This window comes from Corynebacterium felinum, from assembly GCF_030408755.1.
Classification (GTDB): Bacteria; Actinomycetota; Actinomycetes; order Mycobacteriales; family Mycobacteriaceae; genus Corynebacterium; species Corynebacterium felinum.
Window position 1 is genome coordinate 657,676 of the sequence record NZ_CP047209.1, and the last position, 17,259, is coordinate 674,934.

Here is a 17,259-nt window from a genome sequence, read left to right on the forward strand (position 1 = left end):
TCTTCCACTATGTCCACCCTTGATTTTAAAGTCGCTGACCTTCACCTCGCCGAGGCCGGTCGCCACCAAATCCGGCTTGCCGAATACGAAATGCCAGGCCTGATGCAACTGCGCGAAGAATACGCCGCCGAACAGCCACTGAAGGGTGCCCGCATCGCCGGCTCCATCCACATGACCGTGCAAACCGCAGTTCTGATTGAAACCCTCGTTGCGCTGGGTGCTGAAGTGCGCTGGGCATCGTGCAACATCTTCTCCACCCAAGACGAAGCCGCCGCCGCCGTTGTCGTGGGCAAAAACGGAACCCCTGAGAACCCGCAGGGTGTGCCCGTGTTTGCGTGGAAGGGCGAAACCCTTGACGAGTACTGGTGGTGCATCAACCAGATCTTCAGCTGGGGTGAAGGTGTGCTGCCGAACATGATTCTTGACGACGGCGGCGACGCAACCATGGCCGTGATCCGCGGCAAAGAATACGAGGAAGCAGGGCTGGTACCTGCCGCCGAAGCCGGCGATTCTGATGAGTTCGTTGCATTCAAGAACATGCTGCGCGAGGTCCTTGCTGCTGAAGGCAACAAGTGGGCTGCCATCGCCGACGCTGTCAAGGGTGTGACCGAAGAAACCACCACCGGCGTGCACCGCCTGTACCACTTCGCGGAAGAAGGCACCCTGCCATTCCCCGCGATGAACGTCAACGATGCTGTGACGAAGTCAAAGTTCGACAACAAGTACGGCACCCGCCATTCGCTTATCGACGGCATCAACCGCGCCACCGACATGCTCATGGGCGGCAAAAACGTTCTCATCTGTGGCTACGGCGACGTGGGCAAGGGCTGCGCTGAGGCCATGGCTGGCCAGGGTGCACGCGTGAAGGTGACTGAGGCGGACCCTATTAATGCGCTGCAAGCATTGATGGATGGATTCCCAGTGGTGACAGTGGAACAGGCCATTGAAGACGCCGATATCGTGATTACCGCCACCGGCAACATGGGAATTATCACTTTCGAGCACATGCTGGCCATGAAAGACCACGCAGTACTCGGCAATATCGGCCACTTCGACAATGAGATCGACATGGCTTCCCTTCTGCACCGCGAAGATGTTTCCCGCACCACCATCAAACCCCAGGTTGATGAGTTCCACCTGCCCAACGGCCGCTCCATCATCGTGCTCAGCGAAGGCCGCCTGCTCAACCTCGGCAACGCAACCGGACACCCTTCCTTTGTGATGTCCACCTCCTTTGCTGACCAGACGATCGCCCAGATCGAACTGTTTAACAACGATGGCCGCTATAAGAACGAGGTCTACCGCCTGCCGAAGATCTTGGATGAGAAGGTTGCCCGCATCCACGTGGAAGCACTGGGTGGACAGATCACCACCTTGACCAAGGAACAAGCAGAATACATTGGTGTGGACGTCGCTGGTCCTTACAAGCCTGAGCACTACCGCTACTAATCCCACCAGTTTTTCACCACAGTCCTCCTCACCTGCGCATTCGCTCGGGTAGGAGGACTTTTTCATGTCCACCCAACCCCTTATTGACCCCCACACACCCACCTCACTCGACCTTTTCGTAATTGGGTAGCGTTTGTGGGGCTGTTTTTCCTCAAAGGTCGAGTTACCTGTGTCGGGGTGGGTGTAAGGGCTGGGGCGTGGGTGGCGTAGCTCGACCTTTTTGGGAATGCGGTGGCTTCAGGGGGAGGGGATGCGGGGAAAGGTCGAGTTGAGCGTTGGAGCGAAGGTAAGAGTGTGTGTTGGAAGGGGCTACTCGACCTTTTGGGAAATGCGGTGGCTTCACGGGAGGGGTTGTGGGGAAAGGTCGAGTTGGCAGGTGGAGCGAAGGCATGAGTGTGGGTGTCGGAAAGGGGTTGCTCGACCTTTTTAGGAATGCGGTGCTTTCAGGGGAAGGGTTGTGGGGAAAGGTCGAGTTGGCAGGTGGAGCGAAGGCAAGAGTGTGGGTGTCGGAAAGGGGCTACTCGACCTTTTGGGAAATGCGGTGGCTTCACGGGAGGGGTTGCGGGGAAAGGTCGAGTTAGGTGGAGGAGTGGTGGCGTGGGTGGGGTTACTCGACTTTTCTTCCTGTGTGGCAGCTTGATGGGGTGGTTTTGCGGTTAAAGGTCGAGTTGAGCGTTGGAGCGAAGGCAAGAGTGTGTGTTGGAAGGGGCTACTCAACCTTTTTAGGAATGCGGTGGCTTCACGGGAGGGGTTGCGGGGAAAGGTCGAGTTAGGTGGAGGAGTGGTGGCGTGAGGTGGTTTGGGCGTGCGATCTTGAGGGTGAAAGGAAAACTACGAGAAAAAGCGCGCCAGCATTTTTCAGCTCGCTTAAAACCATGCTAAGCACGAACTATTCGCTCTTGTTCAACTAGCCTCATAACCACAGACCAGCGTTTCACACACAGATTCCTAGTGAGAAACGCTCAGTGCAGGCATTGATTATGCTTCGAGTTGAGACAAAGCTAGAAGTGTAGATTTGTACAGATCTGGGCTTACGTTATCTTTGTCGAACAGCATCAAAAAAGCGAGCCCGATATCAATAGCCACGAGGATACGGAATTGATCCTCAACCGGAAGACTCCCCACTGGGCCATTCGGAGGAAGCGGTGACTGAGTTTCGCTATTCGGCCTAGGTGAAATATATTCAAGAAATTGATTTTTTAAATCGGGCTCTTGGAGAGCCAGCGGAATAAATTCGAAGATAAGGCGCGCATAGTCATTTCTTTTTCCGTCTGTGACTTGCTTTATCCATAAATCGCACCATTCGAGGAGACGTTCGCGATCATCTTTTTGTTCGTGTCGGATTTCGTTAAACTCCTGCGCTTCCAAAGTTTTTCTTTGACGCTGCTTTATCACTTCCAGAATCAATTCGCCTTTGCTGCGGAAGTTGGAATAGACCGCACCTTTCGTTAGGCCAGCGCGTAGAGCAACATCATCTAGTGATGCGCCAGCTACGCCTTTTTGGGCAAAAATGGCCTCGGCAGCCTCGATGAGTAAGTTTCGGTTATGTTGGCGGAGTTCATCGCGGGTCCTTCTCATCATGGCTCTGATTATAGGTGAAATCCTCATCACACTTTGTTGAGGATATCCCTTGCTTCACATTTCACATACCGTTAGTATCTGAATTATGAAGCAGCGCAACTCATCACCATCTGACCTGCATGTAGAAAGCATTACTAAAACTTTTTCAGGGCGTGCACGTCCAGCAAACAACAATGTCACCGTTAGCTTCGCTGCCGGTTCTCTTACAGCACTCATTGGGCACAATGGTGCAGGCAAAACGACCTTGCTTAATCAAATTGTCGGAAGCCTCCGGCCCGACAGTGGAGAAATTCGATACGGTGACCTGAAATTGAGTGACCATCCTGAATATGCGCGCCGTATCGTTGCGATGATGCCACAGCTTCAGGCGCCACTTCATGGCGTCACGCCTAGGCAGGCAATCACCTCAATCGCTCGCATTCGAGGCCTCTCCCGCCAACAAGCGTCACAAGCAACACAGCAGATACTTGGCTCTCTTGATCTCGATTTATTTAGTGACACTCAAGCAGACAAGCTTTCCGGAGGATTTAGGCGCTTAACCTCATTTGCGATGGCCGTTGCGGCACCCGCACCTGTTCTTCTTGTTGACGAACCCACCAATGATGTTGATCCCCTTCGGCGAACGCTTATTTGGCAGCACTTAAGAAAATTGGCAGATTCTGGGCATTGTGTTGTCGTTGTTTCTCACAACCTTCTTGAAGTTGAACGCTACGCGGATCGCTTCGTTTTGATGCACAAGGGGGAAATGCGCAGCGACAACACACCGCAGCAGCTTGCGAATCAGTTCAACGCTGCCGTGCTTGAAATTGTTCAAGCACCTAGCTGTGTGCTTGAACCGTTCGAGAAAGCACAATCGGTTGATTTTTGCGGAGGCAATATCATGCGGATGCAGCTTGAACCTCGGAACGTTCCGGCAGCAATTGAGTGGGTTCTGGAAATGTGTTCCCGCCACAAAGTCGAGCGATATACCTTGGCGCCAGAATCGCTAGAAAGCTTTTATGAAAGGATCACGCATGAATAGTTCGCAGGTTTTTAACCCGCTACCACGACAACCTTGGTTGCTTTGCTGGTGGGGATTGGTTCATTGGAGTCTCGTTCGACACAAATATTTATTGCCTGCTTTTAGTATTATTCAGGCTGTTTTTGCAGTCGCTATCGTTTACGGATTGGCACTGCTGATACCCGATATTAATGATCAGGTAGCACAGTACTTATCGGCAGGGGCGTGGACTTTGGGGATTATTGCAGTTGGCTGCGTGTTGGCACCGCAGATTTTAAGCAATGCGAAGCAAGAAGGACTATTGGACTATCAAAAAACACTCCCCGTTCCGCGCTCAACGCTATTACTTGCCGATGCCGTGATCTGGTCACTTGCTGCCTTGCCAGGCATTGGCGTGGGGATAGTAGCTGCACTTATGAGATTCAAGCTCGCACTTCATGTGGACATCTTCACCGTGGCAGTCATCCTAGGGGCTCAATTAGTCACGATGAGCATCGGATATGCGCTTGCCCTCTGGTTACCACAAAACGCCACTTCATTAGCGACGCAAGTGCTTATGATCGGAGGCTTTTTATTTTCGCCAATCACATATCCAGCCCATAGGTTGCCAGAGTGGGCTGTGTCATTGCATCAGTTTCTTCCCTTTGCTCCACTAGCGGATCTCATCCGTCATGCTGCTTTTCGTACTGATTCTGATCAAATGCTCAATATTTTCGTCTTAGCGGTGTGGGGTACTGCCGGATATCTGTTGTCATATAGCGCCTTAACCCGGATTTTTCATGGGTGTGGGGTGAAAAGGTGAGCAAAAAGTAAAGAAAGTGCTTCTTGACCTGCTAGAATAGAGATGTTTTGAAGTCAATAATCTAGGCAGAAAGAAACACTTTCAAGGTGAAGACTACCACATACATTCCACGGGTTGCTAGCTGTTCTCATCTTGTATCCGGTGCGGGGGTGTTACCGTTTGCTCACGTAGCCGAATTGGTGGGAATAAGTGACTGCCTTGATTCCGCTTTGCCGCGTTCTGGGCTCACGCACACGTTAGGGGATGTGTGGGTGAATCTGGCTTTATCGTTGATTGCTGGTGGGGATGATGTCCACGACATCACCTTGCTTTCTTCTGTTTCAACCGCGTTAGCATCAAAATCGTTACCGTCAGTGACAACCGCATGGCGGCGGATCACAGAATATGCAGATACCAGCGAGCATGTGCGAGAAGGGTTTATCCACGCAGCGAAACAAGCTCGCACTAGGGTGTGGGATTTGTTAGGTGATCACGCTCCGCATCGGGTGGCAACAGTTGAACAACCACTGGTTATCGATATTGATGCCACGTTGATTACCGCACATTCCGATAAGGAAAACGCGACGCCTACCTATAAGAAAGGCTTTGGTTTCCACCCGTTATGTGCCTTTATTGATTACACCAGCATCGGTCTGCCTGGTGGGGAGTTTCTTAACTGCCTGCTTCGACCAGGAAATGCCGGGGCAAACACAATTCGTGATCACTGCCAGCTTGTTGACGAGATTCTTGCCACCCTGCCTGATCACAGTGATGGTCAACCCTGGGGCAAACGATTAGTCATCCGTGCTGACAGTGCTGGTGGGACAAAGAAATTCATCAGTTTCCTCAACGATCACAACCTTGGGTATGTTCTGGGTTATTCCGCCCCGCCGACAGCGCGCATCACCCTTGACCATCACCTTCAATCCCAACAAACAACCAACGCTGATACACAACACTTGGGAACCAGTGCTCACACAGGCAAAGACTGTGATCGGTGGGATACTCGGGTGCCGATTGTGCGTGCTTCAGGGGATCTGGTTTGTGATGAGAACCATTTCCTTGAAGACATCACCGGACTACTGCGCACCGCAAATATAGATGAGCACCAACCTTTGGTGAATCTTCTAGCTGACTACCCCGAGGATATGCGTGTTATCGCACGAATCGAACCACCCCACCCAGGGTGCCAACACAGTCTTTTCAACCAACATGGTGTTCGCGCCCAACTGTGCGTAACGAACCTTATTGGGAATATTCAACACATTGACTACTGCTACCGTAATCGGTCTTTATGTGAACAACACATCAAAGACACCAAAGACCAAGGCCTTAGTAAACTGCCGTTTAAACAATTCGGGGCGAACCAAATCTGGTGTTTGATCGTTGCACTATCCCACCAACTTCTTACCTGGACGAAACTCATCGACGCCTGCCACCACAAGGATCATTCACACCAAGAAACAAGCAAGCCTTGGTGGACATGGGTGCCGAAGACTATCCGTGTAAGGTTTGTTGCGGTTGCATCAAAAATCACCACAAGCAGCAGACGCATCATCCTCCAGCTTGACCAGCACAACCCCCACACCCACACACTGGTCACGCTTATTGGCTACACCCAGAGCCTTCTACAGCCACGCTGGAAGAAACGAAAACCCTAACACCCCTAGGCCCACACACGCGATCTGGCAGCCACACTGCAGGCACACCCCAACCCCCAAACCCCACACAACTTTATGGACGCACACCTTGCCCTAAAAACCACGAATCAAAGGGCGAAGGTGAACCAACCAACCCCACAAACACACCACCCCAACCCACCACCACCAAACCCACCCCATGAAAAATCTGGGCTAGTGCCGGAACTATTCGGATCAGCGGGATGGAATTGAGTGAAGCAACTCGTGATGAAATTTTGCCGTTGATGGGGATCATGATTGAAAGCCCCGAATTTCGAGCAAAGTCCACAGCCAGTGAAGTATTGGAACTTCATATAGCAATGCTCGATTGCACTCCCGAACAGTCTGTTACGGAAATTCTTCAAAAGGTGGGGCTAGAGGGGAGCGAAAAGGCGCAGGTCTCAAGCTTTTCTTTAGGAATGAAACAGCGCCTAGCGCTGGCTAGAGCAATGATTCATTCGCCTAAGCTCCTGATTCTTGACGAACCAAATAATGGGCTCGACCCTACAGGGGTGGTGGATCTACGAAATCTACTTGAAAGGATTGCGGCATCCGGTACCGCGATTATTGTGGCAAGCCATGTTCTGACTGAACTTGAGCGTTCAGCGCACACTGTAGCTGTGCTCAATCATGGCAGCTTAAGTCTCAAACGCGATATCGGCTCAGTACTTGAAGAATACGAAGGTGGTTTAGAAGCCTTCTATCATCACAACATTCATGGAGGTGTGCAATGAATCGACTATTAAGGTTGGAGCTAGGGCGCTATTACTCTTCTGCAATGGGTATTGGCTTGGCAACTTTCACCGCTATGCTCGGATTCCTGTATTTCTTTGCCCTTGTGGGAAAAATGGATCAAGATCCTGCCAACGCTATGTTCAGACAATATTCTGCGGTGTTTGCCATGTCTTTTACTATCAGTATGTGCGTTGCGGTGATTTATGGTGCTGTGGTGTACGCACGGTTCATTGTTACCGATTACGTAGGCAACCGAAGAATCCAGTTGTACACCTATCCTTTGGGGCGGAAAACTCTATTTTTGGCTAAAAATATTGCGTGCGCCAGTGTTCAACTGGCAGCAACATTTTTGGGGCTGCTTGTGGCCACGTGCGTATTTTTTCTTAGCGAAGCGTTTAGCCCGTTGGTGGAAGGGAAGACCGGCAGCATTCTTTGGATTGAGGTTCTGTTGAAGGTTGTAGTGGTGACATTTCTTGCGCTTGCGTTAAGCCTCATCAGCGGAATAGTGGGCATGTGGCGACGCAGCGTTATTACCACCATTATCGTTGCAATCCTTGCTGTATGTATGGCGGGAAATATCATTGCATTTTCGCTCAACGCGTCCGTAGTTTATAGCGCGATTGCCACAGTAGTCGCAGCAATAGTAGCGGTAACTATGGTCGTAGCCTGTTCAAAGCATATTGCGATAGATGAAGTGCTGTAATGAGCAATCGGTGACCTGGACACCTAGGAGTTGGATTACTCGACCTTTTCGTGAGTGGGCGGTCTTTTGGGGGAGGGATTGTGGGAAAAGGTCGAGTTGTGTGCTGGTGGGGTGAATCCAGAACAGAAATACAGGTATGTGAAGGTGCGGGGCTTATGTGCAGGATTGAGGCTCGGTTACTGTAACCTTGAAACGATACGTAAAGCCCACCGCCAAGGAGTTTGTGCAGGCAATGATTGTAGCGATCGAAGGAATCGATGGCGCCGGAAAAAACACACTCGTCAACGCTTTAATGAGCACACTAGACGCAGAGATCATCCAATTCCCGCGCTACGAACACTCCATCCACGCAGCCCTTGCCCAAAAAGCACTCTACGGACACATGGGGGATCTCACCGACTCCATCTACGGCATGGCAACCCTGTTCGCCCTCGACCGGGCAGAAATCAAAGAACACCTCAACACCTTTGCCACCGACCCCAACAAAGTACTCCTGCTGGATCGCTACGTGGCCAGCAACGCAGCCTACTCAGCAGCGCGCGCCAACGACGATAAACTCACAGAATGGGTTGCTGACCTAGAATTTACTCAACTCGGGCTACCCGCCCCCACTCTTCAAATCCTGCTCAACACCCCACCAGAACTCGCAGCCCAACGGGCAGCAACACGCGAAAGCGAACAAACACACCGGGTGCGGGATCGCTACGAAGCCGACGGCGGCCTGCAACGACGCACCGCCGATGCGTACCTGAAGCTTGCCGAAAAAAACTGGCGCTCCCCCTGGATCATCGCCAACCCCGACGAACACGCCACCGACATTGCGGAAAAAATCGCCCACTTCCTCAACACCTGCACCCGCGCATAAAAATACCGCAAAGAGTAACGACACGTTGGGGTGGCGTCGATAAGCAGAGAGAATGCGACCACACCTAGGCGGGCGCGGCCAGCAGCAGGGACAGGGGTATGCGAAAATCCGCGCACCCCACACAGCGACTACTATAGAAACCTAACAGAAAACATCACCCACACTCGAAGTCGGTCACACAACTCGGCGCAGGTCGTGTCACCACAGTGACTGCAGAGCGTGGAAACACAGCGAAATTGGAAAAAGACACACATGGCACAAAAGATTCTTGTCGTCGACGACGACCCAGCGATCTCAGAAATGCTCTCACTCGTGCTCGACGCGGAAGGCTTCGAAGCCGTGGTCGTCAATGACGGAGCCCAAGCCACGGATGTGTTTTTCAAAGAAAACCCCGACCTGGTACTCCTCGACCTCATGCTTCCCGGAATGAACGGGATCGACATTTGCCGCGCGATTCGCCAAGAATCCACCGTGCCCATTGTCATGCTCACTGCAAAAACTGACACCGTCGACGTCGTTTTAGGGCTGGAATCTGGCGCCGACGATTACGTGCCCAAACCATTTAAAGCAAAAGAACTGGTTGCGCGTGTGCGTGCCCGCCTGCGTGGTGCGCCGGAAAATACCCACGACTCCATTGAAATCGGCGACCTGCTCATCGATATCAAGGGACACTCCGTGTTCCGCGGGGGCGAAGAAATTTCCCTGACCCCCCTTGAATTCGACCTGCTATCTGAGCTGGCGAGCAAACCAGGCCAAGTGTTTAGTCGCGAAGAACTCCTCCAGCGCGTGTGGGGTTACCGCAACGCCTCCGACACGCGGCTGGTGAACGTGCACGTGCAGCGGTTGCGCTCCAAGATTGAAAAAGACCCCGAGAACCCACAAATCGTCCTCACCGTTCGTGGCGTGGGCTACAAAACTGGGGAATAGCAGCTAAAGGCGGCGAATAGTTATTTTTGCTTCACTTCAGTCGCGCCTAGCCACTCTCCGGTCCTGGTTCACCGACGGCTGGCGCACATCCTTGCAATATCGAGTGATTAGCTCGATTTTTGCGGCCTCAGCCGTGGTGATGATCATCCTCGCCTACGTGCTTGTCTCACTGGTGACATCGAGGCTTATCGACGCCAAACTCGACATCGCCAGCGCCGAAATCGACCGGGCGCGAGTCGCCGTTGAACAACAAGTAGAAGCAACCGCCACCAGCTCCAGCGTGCAAGCACGCCTCAACTCCGCCCGCGCAGCACTCACCGCTCGCTCCATCAGCTCCGGCGATACCCAAACCGTTTACGACCCCGTCCTCGTGGTCGATAGCCCCGACGGTTCACTGGTTGTGTCGCCCGAAAACTATCACATCCCCGACCGGCTTCGCTCCTTTGTTAGCCAAGATCAAGTCTCCTACCAATTCGCCCGCATCTCTCGGGCGGATGGCTCCAGCTACAAAGCCATGATCATTGGCACCCCCACCCAAGCAGACATTCCCAACCTGCAGGTGTACCTCGTGCTTTCCATGGAATCAGAGCAAGCAACGCTGTCACTTTTGCGCGGTGTGTTCTCCGCCGCTGGGATTGTGCTGGTGGTTTTGCTCGTGGGCATTACCTGGCTGACTATCCAACAAGTGATCACCCCAGTGCGTTCCGCCAGCCGCATCGCCGAACGCTTCGCCTCCGGCCACCTGCGCGAACGCATGGGAGTCGATGGTGAACACGAAATGGCGCGACTAGCCATGAGCTTTAACTCCATGGCCGAATCGCTTTCTAAGCAGATTAACCAGCTGCAAGAATACGGAAACCTGCAGCGCCAATTCACCTCCGATGTTTCCCACGAACTGCGCACCCCACTAACCACAGTGCGCATGGCCGCGGATATGATCCAGGCCAACAACGAAGAACTCTCACCGGCCATGAAACGCGCCAGCGAACTCATGGTCAACGAGCTCGACCAATTCGAAGCACTACTCAATGATCTGCTCGAAATCTCCCGCCACGACGCGGGCGTAGCCGACCTCGCCGAATCCACCATTGACGTGCGCTCCTGTGTGAAAGCCGCCTTCGAACAAACCCACCACCTGGCCGACGAACTCAACGTGCCCGTCATCTTCGACATGCCCGACGAACCCGTCACTATCAATGGTGATCCCCGCCGCATCGAAAGAATCCTACGTAACCTCTTGGCCAACGCTATCGACCACTCCGAATCCAACCCCGTGACAGTGGCAGTGGCCGCCAATGAGAAGGCCATCTCTGTGACCGTCACCGACCAAGGCGTGGGTCTTAAGCCCGGCCAAGAAGAACTGGTATTTAACAGGTTCTGGCGTGCCGATCCTTCTCGCGTCCGCCACTCCGGTGGCACCGGCTTGGGTCTTGCCATCTCCCACGAAGATGCACTCTTACACGGTGGCACACTCCAAGCCGCCGGCACTGTTGGGCTGGGCTCCTGCTTCAGGCTCACGCTGCCCAAATCGCCTGGGCAGCGTTATGAAAACGACCCCCTCCCACTGGTCGTGCCCACCGCTGAAGAAGAGACTTTCGACAGCGCTGAAACCCCCGCGCTGGAGAAAAACCCAGACGAAGAATCCACACTCTCGACGCTCCCACTGGTCAAGGAGGCTGATTCACACTTATGACACGACCACACACCCTGCCGCAGAAACTGCGCACACTTACCCTCGTGACGGCGTCGATAAGCCTGCTTGCCGGATGCGCCAGCCTGCCATCATCCAGCGAACCCCAAGCACTGCGCAGCATCAAAGCAACCACCGCCACCCAAGAAGCGGGCATGATCAAAGACCGCGAACCGGATCTGCTCGTCCGCGACTTCTACGCTGCCAGCGCAAACCCCACCCAGCAACGCAAACAAGCACGCAGCTACCTCACCCCAGAACTCGCGCAACAATGGGCACCCGCCCCCGAAATTATCGTGCTTGACCGCATTGACATGAGCTCGAATGTAGTCACCGAAGCCGACCGACTGTCCTACACCGTCTCAGGAACCGTGGTGGGTACCATCACCGAAGGCGGGGCATTCAACCCCCGCCGCGAACAATACAAAACCTCCGTCAGCCTCAATAAAGTCGACGGGCAGTGGCGCATCTCCAGCCTGCCCAACCAGCTCGTGGTCGAACGCACCGAATTGCGCAACCGCTACCTGCCGCAAGACGTCTACTTCTTCGAACCCGGCGGCAACACACTCGTGTCCGACCGACGCTGGATCTACAACGGCCTGAGCGCGCTCGACTCCGCACTCATCTCACTGATCGTCGAAGGGCCCAGCGCCGTGATCGCGCCCGGCGTGCTCGACGAAATTCCCGAAGCCGCAACCTTCGCCGGCGTCGACAATGGTGTGTATCAACTCCGCGGACTCAGCGGGCTTGATGATGCCGCCCAACGCCGCCTCGCCGCCCAACTCGTGTGGACACTCGCGCTCGCCGACATCGCCGGACCCTACCGCTTCAACATCGACGACACACCGCTGCTCTCCGATGATGGCAATGAGGAGCTCAGCGTCGACGACTTCCCCGAATTCAACCCCCAAGCCTCCGCATCGAGCACGAACACAATGTTCGCGCTTACTAACGGCCGAGTTTCCAAAATCGCTTCCGGCCAAGTCACCCCAGTGCCGGGCCCGCTTGGTGCGGAAGGCAACATCGAATCCGTGGATATTTCAGCGCCCACGAAAATCGCCGCCGCCGTGAAAACGCAAGGGGAGAAGGAAGAAAAGAAATCCCAATTCCTCGTCGGCACTATCAATGGTCCGTTAAGCACCATCCTGGAGGCCTCTACTTTCAGCCGCCCCACGTTTGAGGCAAACACGAACGCGGTGTGGACTGTCGTTGACGGGCGCACCATCACCCGCATCGCTCGCTCCGCCTCCACCGGCGATATAGCCCAAACCGAAGTGGACACCACTGAACTGGGTGAAAATCACGGCGATATTTCCGTCCTGCGCCTGTCCTCCACGGGTGTGCGGGCAGCATTCATCGTCGACGGTCGCGTGTATACCGCCACCGTGTCGCGCCCCACTGCGGGTGAACGCAAGCTGAGCAATGTGCGCGAAATCATCCCCGTTGTCGGCGATTCCGCCATCACTCTTGAATGGGGTGGCGACACCTCACTGCTAGTGGGCACCGCCAGCTCCGACACCCCGGTGTGGCGGGCGGAAGTTGATGGCTCCTCCGCGATTGCCCTATCCAGCGGCAATATTGTTGCCCCCGTGGTCAGCATCAGCACCAATGCCTCCACCGTTTTTATCACCGACGCCCGCGCCGCCCTCCAACTGGGCACGACGGGGCAGGCCACATATTGGCGTGAGGTTCAAGGTTTAGAGGGGGAGCGCAGCGTGACCATTGTGCCGCGCTAGATGTGTGCTTATCGGCAGCTTATCGACGTCGCCTGCCCAGCGTTTCCCCGTGGGAAAGCTGGGGGATTGCGTGGCCAATGGATTGTTGTCCTGCGTGGATGCTTGCGGCAACCCACCTTGGGGATTAGGGCCCTATTAATATGTGCGGATTGATTCAAAATTAATAGTTAGAGTTTCAGCGCAGTGCGCAAAAATTGACCTGCGGTTTTAGGCGTAGCACTTGCTCTATCTCTAACTGATAATTCCCACAGATTTTCACAAAGGGGGCACTGCGCCCATAAGAAGAGGGCGCAGTGGCTTTAGTGTTGTGATGGTGGCGCCGTTTTGCAGGTGGTGATCGGATTAGCTCGTGACGGCACTCGGGGTGTTTGTTTTATAGGTGCGGTAAGCGTCGCGGTAGTGCTCGTACATGGCTACTGTCCATAAGGTGAACAGTGGGTAGACAATGTACGGGGGCGCTTTGAAGTACAGGCAAGCCATAGAGGTCACGGCTAGTACTGGAATTTTCCTAGCCATGGGCATTGCTAAGATCTTTGCCGTGGGCGTTGCCAAGATCTTTTTCAGCATAGGGGGATTCTCCTTTTGTAGTGTCGTGCTGAAATGGGGTGGACTGCTTAGATGCGCCCAATTTCCGAGCTTGTGTGCCGATAAGGCACCTTCCTCCTAGTTGGGAGAGTGCCTTAGTGGAAATCGTAACAATTAAAGTCATTTTTGTTGATGTCCGGCTACGAGGAACCGACGAACAGAGAGCGACTCATGGTTTGTGTGAGAGGGGTCGATTCTCATGAAGGGTGAGCTGAGAATGACTACTATGACACGTAGTGATCCGGCTGATAAGGCCACAATTGATTCAATTGAAATGAGGCTCCTTGCAAACCCTTAAGATTGCGACGTTGATTTATGGGCAAAAGATTAAGCGAACTTGGTAGAAGACTGGGATTTCAGAGTATTCCGAAGCGACATGAAAACTAAGCACAATAATTCCTCAAAACACTTGGCGCGTGTTGCGAAACTGGTAATCGCTATTGGGCTGCTCGAATCATTCTCGGTCAATTTTTCCATGATGGCTCTTTTCATTTGGCTCACAATCGAGTTTCTGCCACAGACATCCCTCAACCCAGCGGCCACCTCAACAATTTTCATGGCGGTTGCCGGGCTGTCAATCTTCCTCCTTACCAAGCGCATTGGTTCGACTGTCGACCGCTTTAAGCCTTATCGCCTTTTCGTTTCCACGCAGGTGATGAACCTTGTGCTTTTGCCAGCAATGGCATTGCTGGTCATGTATGCCCAGCCCAATCATCCGTTCACAGTTCTGGTGATACTTCTCGTATTGGACCTGTTGATCTCAGCTCGTTCCTCAACCTATGACAGTGCAGTGAATGTCTTTATTGCGCACCGAGTTGATGAAAACGTGCGGACTGATTATTACATGTGGGACTTCCGCATTGGCCTGATCGCTGTCTTCACTGCACCAGTCGCGGCCTCATACGCTGCTGAAAAGTCGATCTACCTGGCACTGGAATCGGTGCAGGTTTTTCTCTACTAAGCCTTCTGGCGCTTTTGACTAAACCCTATAGAGCACTTGAACACTATGAATACGGAACTCGTATTTCGTGGTCAATCAAACACTGGTTAAACAGCTTTTTTACCAGACAAACAACACCTCAGGCGCAAGCATCCCAACAACAGCAATCCGTGGAGGAAAGTACAGAATACCACCATCCGCAAGTCAGCGGGCTGGCATCACTTCGCTACGTCAAACACATCAAAATAATTTTGCTTTTGATGGTGATCGAAGCACTCGGAAACCGCGCCAGGGAGTCTTTCGATGTTTATTTCATCACAGACACCCTTGGACGTGGCGTTGCTGATTTGGGTATATTAACCACCGTTCTATCGGTCGGCCTCGCCATAGGGTCATTCGCTAGTGGATGGGCACGCAAGGTTATCAGTTGGCAGTTATGGCCCAGTGCGGTTTATGTAGGATTCGGTTTATGCTTCGCGGCGAAAGGTCTCGCCACATCATGGTGGCTCGTCCTCCTTTTTACCGCAGGGGAAGGCCTGTGCCTCGGCCTCAACTCAGGGCTTTTCCAAGCAGCAAAGATGAAATTTACACCAGCGCACTTGGTAGGTAGCACCTCTACCGCGTTTACCGCCGTTTTTCAGGCCGCCTCAACTGCCGGTCTAGCATTATGGGCTGCCTACGCATGGATTGGTTCGCAGGTCAGCCCAGACTATATGCACACGTGGGGATACCGAATTGCTTTTATCGTCGGTGGTCTTGGAATCGCTGTAGCTGGACTTTTAAGTCCAAAACTCTACCGCCACCTCAATTGGCACAAAACCTAACATGAGGTGGGGTGAAGACAATATAAGCGATAGTAGCCGATGTGCTCTTTTTTGTATGGAGAGTGGGTTGGCTTCGTGTGCATTGCGCTATCCTTAATAGCTAGTAAAACGCGTTCATCGCGGGCGAAAATAGTGCCACTTGGTCGGCATAAAATTCAGCGCGTGTGCATCCATTAGAGTGCCGCTTTCCGCCGTTTTGAGAAAACATGAACCTACTCCACGAAACCTGGGAATTACTCTTCCCCAAAGAATGCGCAGGATGCGCCGCACCAGGCCAGATACTGTGCGGGCAGTGCAAACGTGTGTGGAGTGCCCCGCCTCAACAAATCTCACTACGCATCGACCCGGGAGTGCCCATCTACTCCCTCGGTGTCTTAGGCGGACCACGCAGGCGCACCATTATTCACCTCAAAGAACGCGGCAGAACCGATGTGGCACCGCATCTTGGTGCCGTGCTTCACGCCGCAATCCGTCACCTTCAAGCAGGAGGCTGGGTAGACGAAGACATCACCCTCATCCCCGCACCCACCCGACGCAGCGCAGCACGACGACGTGGAGGCGACGTCGTCACGCGCATATGCCAAGAAACCAGCTACCGCGTTGTGCCCTGTTTGTACCTGAATGAACACACAACAGAATCCGTCGGCCTGAGCGCTGCCGAACGCGCAGCCAACCTCACCGGAGCCATCACATGTACCCAAAAACCAACTGGTCATGTCCTCATCGTCGACGACGTTCTGACAACTGGGGCCACAGCCACAGCCGCAGTTAGGGCGCTGACCAGCAAAGGAGTTAAGGTGCGGGGGGTGTTGGGGTTGAGCCATGCCTAAAATTTTTCAAAGCTGTGGCACAAAGGTTATGACCAGAGGTATGCTTGGAGTGGAAGTTGATTCCCGCCACAGATACGGGGGAATGAGTAATCCCTCTCAAATTCCCTTTGGGTGGCGGCTGACACAGGAAGGCACGTGATTATGACCACGCCTGCTGGTAACGAGTCCCTGAGCCCCGACGTCAAGGTGAACATCACCGGACGCAACGTTGAGGTCCCCGACCACTTTGCGGAACGAGTAAACTCCAAACTCGCAAAGATCGCTAGGCTCGACCCCACTCTCACCTTCTTCCATGTGGAGTTACAGCACGAACGGAACCCACGTCGCGCAGATGAAAGCGACCGCATCCAAATCACCGCAACCGGCAAAGGCCACATCGCCCGCGCCGAAGCGAAGGAAGATTCCTTCTACGCAGCCTTAGAAACAGCCCTATCCCGCATGGAGCGCTCGCTGCGCAAGGTGAAGGCACGCCGCTCCATCTCCCTCTCCGGGCACCGCGCACCAATGAGCACCAGCGAAGCAGTCGCAGGCCTGATCACCGAGGCGGAGGAAGCAAAGACGGAAAGCCAGTACGATCACGACCCATACGCAGACCAGGTCGAAGATGTACTTCCAGGGCAGGTTGTTCGTACCAAGGAACACCCAGCACGCCCCATGAGTGTTGACGAAGCGCTCAGCGAAATGGAACTGGTTGGGCACGACTTCTACCTCTTCATCAACGAAGAAAACAACCAGCCATCGGTGGTGTACCGTCGTCACGCATTCGACTACGGTCTGATCTCCTTGACCGCCGAATAACCACCACACGGCACACAACCCCCGTTCCCCGCACCACTCACAGCGGGGAACGGGGGTTTCCATAATCTCAAAGGGGGGGGTAGTGGAGAAGTGAAAAAGAAAACCAAGCCCCCAACATAAACACCAGTTTGTGCCA

At 53.7% G+C, this 17,259-nt stretch carries 16 protein-coding genes; 14 read left to right on the forward strand and 2 right to left on the reverse strand.

Annotated features, from left to right (window positions below):
* The first annotated feature begins 9 nt into the window (after nucleotides 1–9).
* Nucleotides 10–1,449 (forward strand): adenosylhomocysteinase, encoded by a 1,440-nt coding sequence (gene ahcY, locus CFELI_RS02940; RefSeq protein WP_277103937.1) that lies wholly within the window; start codon nucleotides 10–12, stop codon nucleotides 1,447–1,449.
* 978 nt (nucleotides 1,450–2,427) lie between these two features.
* Here ahcY and CFELI_RS02945 read toward each other — a convergent pair.
* Nucleotides 2,428–3,030 carry a TetR/AcrR family transcriptional regulator gene (locus CFELI_RS02945; RefSeq protein WP_277103938.1) on the reverse strand — a complete coding sequence of 201 codons (603 nt, stop codon included), beginning with the start codon at nucleotides 3,028–3,030 and terminating at the stop codon, nucleotides 2,428–2,430.
* Between the two features lie 85 nt (nucleotides 3,031–3,115).
* Here CFELI_RS02945 and CFELI_RS02950 point away from each other — a divergent pair, with 85 nt between their 5' ends.
* The 9 genes from CFELI_RS02950 to lpqB all read left to right on the forward strand — a co-directional run bounded on the left by CFELI_RS02950 (nucleotide 3,116) and on the right by lpqB (nucleotide 13,146).
* Nucleotides 3,116–4,051 (forward strand): ABC transporter ATP-binding protein, encoded by a 936-nt coding sequence (locus CFELI_RS02950; protein WP_277103939.1) that lies wholly within the window; start codon nucleotides 3,116–3,118, stop codon nucleotides 4,049–4,051.
* Nucleotides 4,044–4,832, forward strand: coding sequence for an ABC transporter permease (locus CFELI_RS02955; protein WP_277103940.1), 789 nt, complete (start codon nucleotides 4,044–4,046; stop codon nucleotides 4,830–4,832). Before CFELI_RS02950 ends, CFELI_RS02955 begins: the two co-directional genes overlap by 8 nt.
* Nucleotides 4,833–4,918: 86 nt before the next feature.
* Nucleotides 4,919–6,472, forward strand: coding sequence for an IS1380 family transposase (locus CFELI_RS02960; protein ID WP_290258967.1), 1,554 nt, complete (start codon nucleotides 4,919–4,921; stop codon nucleotides 6,470–6,472).
* Between the two features lie 185 nt (nucleotides 6,473–6,657).
* Nucleotides 6,658–7,224 (forward strand): ATP-binding cassette domain-containing protein, encoded by a 567-nt coding sequence (locus CFELI_RS02965; protein WP_338078734.1) that lies wholly within the window; start codon nucleotides 6,658–6,660, stop codon nucleotides 7,222–7,224.
* A complete protein-coding gene (locus CFELI_RS02970; RefSeq protein ID WP_277104715.1) occupies nucleotides 7,221–7,928 on the forward strand; it encodes an ABC transporter permease in 708 nt (235 codons plus the stop codon). Before CFELI_RS02965 ends, CFELI_RS02970 begins: the two co-directional genes overlap by 4 nt.
* Nucleotides 7,929–8,160: 232 nt before the next feature.
* Complete coding sequence (locus tag CFELI_RS02975) at nucleotides 8,161–8,793, forward strand: dTMP kinase (RefSeq protein ID WP_277104716.1); 633 nt, start codon at nucleotides 8,161–8,163, stop codon at nucleotides 8,791–8,793.
* Nucleotides 8,794–9,045: 252 nt separating this feature from the next.
* The gene (mtrA, locus tag CFELI_RS02980) at nucleotides 9,046–9,720 is read left to right on the forward strand and encodes an MtrAB system response regulator MtrA (protein ID WP_277104717.1); all 675 of its coding nucleotides are present in this window, start codon (nucleotides 9,046–9,048) and stop codon (nucleotides 9,718–9,720) included.
* Nucleotides 9,721–9,742: 22 nt separating this feature from the next.
* Nucleotides 9,743–11,413 (forward strand): MtrAB system histidine kinase MtrB, encoded by a 1,671-nt coding sequence (gene mtrB, locus CFELI_RS02985; protein ID WP_374724760.1) that lies wholly within the window; start codon nucleotides 9,743–9,745, stop codon nucleotides 11,411–11,413.
* Nucleotides 11,410–13,146, forward strand: coding sequence for an MtrAB system accessory lipoprotein LpqB (gene lpqB / locus CFELI_RS02990; RefSeq protein WP_277104719.1), 1,737 nt, complete (start codon nucleotides 11,410–11,412; stop codon nucleotides 13,144–13,146). The genes mtrB and lpqB overlap by 4 nt, the downstream gene beginning before the upstream one ends.
* Before the next feature lie 342 nt (nucleotides 13,147–13,488).
* Here the strand turns inward: lpqB and CFELI_RS02995 are convergent, their stop codons facing one another.
* Complete coding sequence (locus tag CFELI_RS02995) at nucleotides 13,489–13,713, reverse strand: hypothetical protein (protein ID WP_277104720.1); 225 nt, start codon at nucleotides 13,711–13,713, stop codon at nucleotides 13,489–13,491.
* Nucleotides 13,714–14,107: 394 nt separating this feature from the next.
* Between CFELI_RS02995 and CFELI_RS03000 the strand changes: the two genes are divergently transcribed.
* From CFELI_RS03000 to hpf, 4 genes are all read left to right on the forward strand, one after another.
* Nucleotides 14,108–14,692: a hypothetical protein gene (locus CFELI_RS03000; RefSeq protein ID WP_277104721.1), complete on the forward strand. Its 585-nt coding sequence runs from the start codon at nucleotides 14,108–14,110 to the stop codon at nucleotides 14,690–14,692.
* 14 nt (nucleotides 14,693–14,706) lie between these two features.
* Nucleotides 14,707–15,495: an MFS transporter gene (locus CFELI_RS03005; protein ID WP_290259394.1), complete on the forward strand. Its 789-nt coding sequence runs from the start codon at nucleotides 14,707–14,709 to the stop codon at nucleotides 15,493–15,495.
* Between the two features lie 206 nt (nucleotides 15,496–15,701).
* Nucleotides 15,702–16,325, forward strand: coding sequence for a ComF family protein (locus tag CFELI_RS03010; protein ID WP_277104723.1), 624 nt, complete (start codon nucleotides 15,702–15,704; stop codon nucleotides 16,323–16,325).
* Nucleotides 16,326–16,466: 141 nt separating this feature from the next.
* Nucleotides 16,467–17,123 (forward strand): ribosome hibernation-promoting factor, HPF/YfiA family, encoded by a 657-nt coding sequence (gene hpf, locus CFELI_RS03015; protein ID WP_277104724.1) that lies wholly within the window; start codon nucleotides 16,467–16,469, stop codon nucleotides 17,121–17,123.
* The last annotated feature ends 136 nt before the right edge of the window (nucleotides 17,124–17,259 follow it).

Bases quoted from the DNA above. Each gene is read 5' to 3' on its own strand.
- ahcY (WP_277103937.1), top strand. From the start codon at position 10: ATGTCCACCCTTGATTTTAAAGTCGCTGACCTTCACCTCGCCGAGGCC.
- CFELI_RS02945 (WP_277103938.1), bottom strand. From the start codon at position 3,030: ATGATGAGAAGGACCCGCGATGAACTCCGCCAACATAACCGAAACTTA.
- CFELI_RS02950 (WP_277103939.1), top strand. From the start codon at position 3,116: ATGAAGCAGCGCAACTCATCACCATCTGACCTGCATGTAGAAAGCATT.
- CFELI_RS02955 (WP_277103940.1), top strand. From the start codon at position 4,044: ATGAATAGTTCGCAGGTTTTTAACCCGCTACCACGACAACCTTGGTTG.
- CFELI_RS02970 (WP_277104715.1), top strand. From the start codon at position 7,221: ATGAATCGACTATTAAGGTTGGAGCTAGGGCGCTATTACTCTTCTGCA.
- CFELI_RS02975 (WP_277104716.1), top strand. From the start codon at position 8,161: ATGATTGTAGCGATCGAAGGAATCGATGGCGCCGGAAAAAACACACTC.
- mtrA (WP_277104717.1), top strand. From the start codon at position 9,046: ATGGCACAAAAGATTCTTGTCGTCGACGACGACCCAGCGATCTCAGAA.
- lpqB (WP_277104719.1), top strand. From the start codon at position 11,410: ATGACACGACCACACACCCTGCCGCAGAAACTGCGCACACTTACCCTC.
- CFELI_RS02995 (WP_277104720.1), bottom strand. From the start codon at position 13,713: ATGCTGAAAAAGATCTTGGCAACGCCCACGGCAAAGATCTTAGCAATG.
- CFELI_RS03000 (WP_277104721.1), top strand. From the start codon at position 14,108: ATGAAAACTAAGCACAATAATTCCTCAAAACACTTGGCGCGTGTTGCG.
- CFELI_RS03010 (WP_277104723.1), top strand. From the start codon at position 15,702: ATGAACCTACTCCACGAAACCTGGGAATTACTCTTCCCCAAAGAATGC.
- hpf (WP_277104724.1), top strand. From the start codon at position 16,467: ATGACCACGCCTGCTGGTAACGAGTCCCTGAGCCCCGACGTCAAGGTG.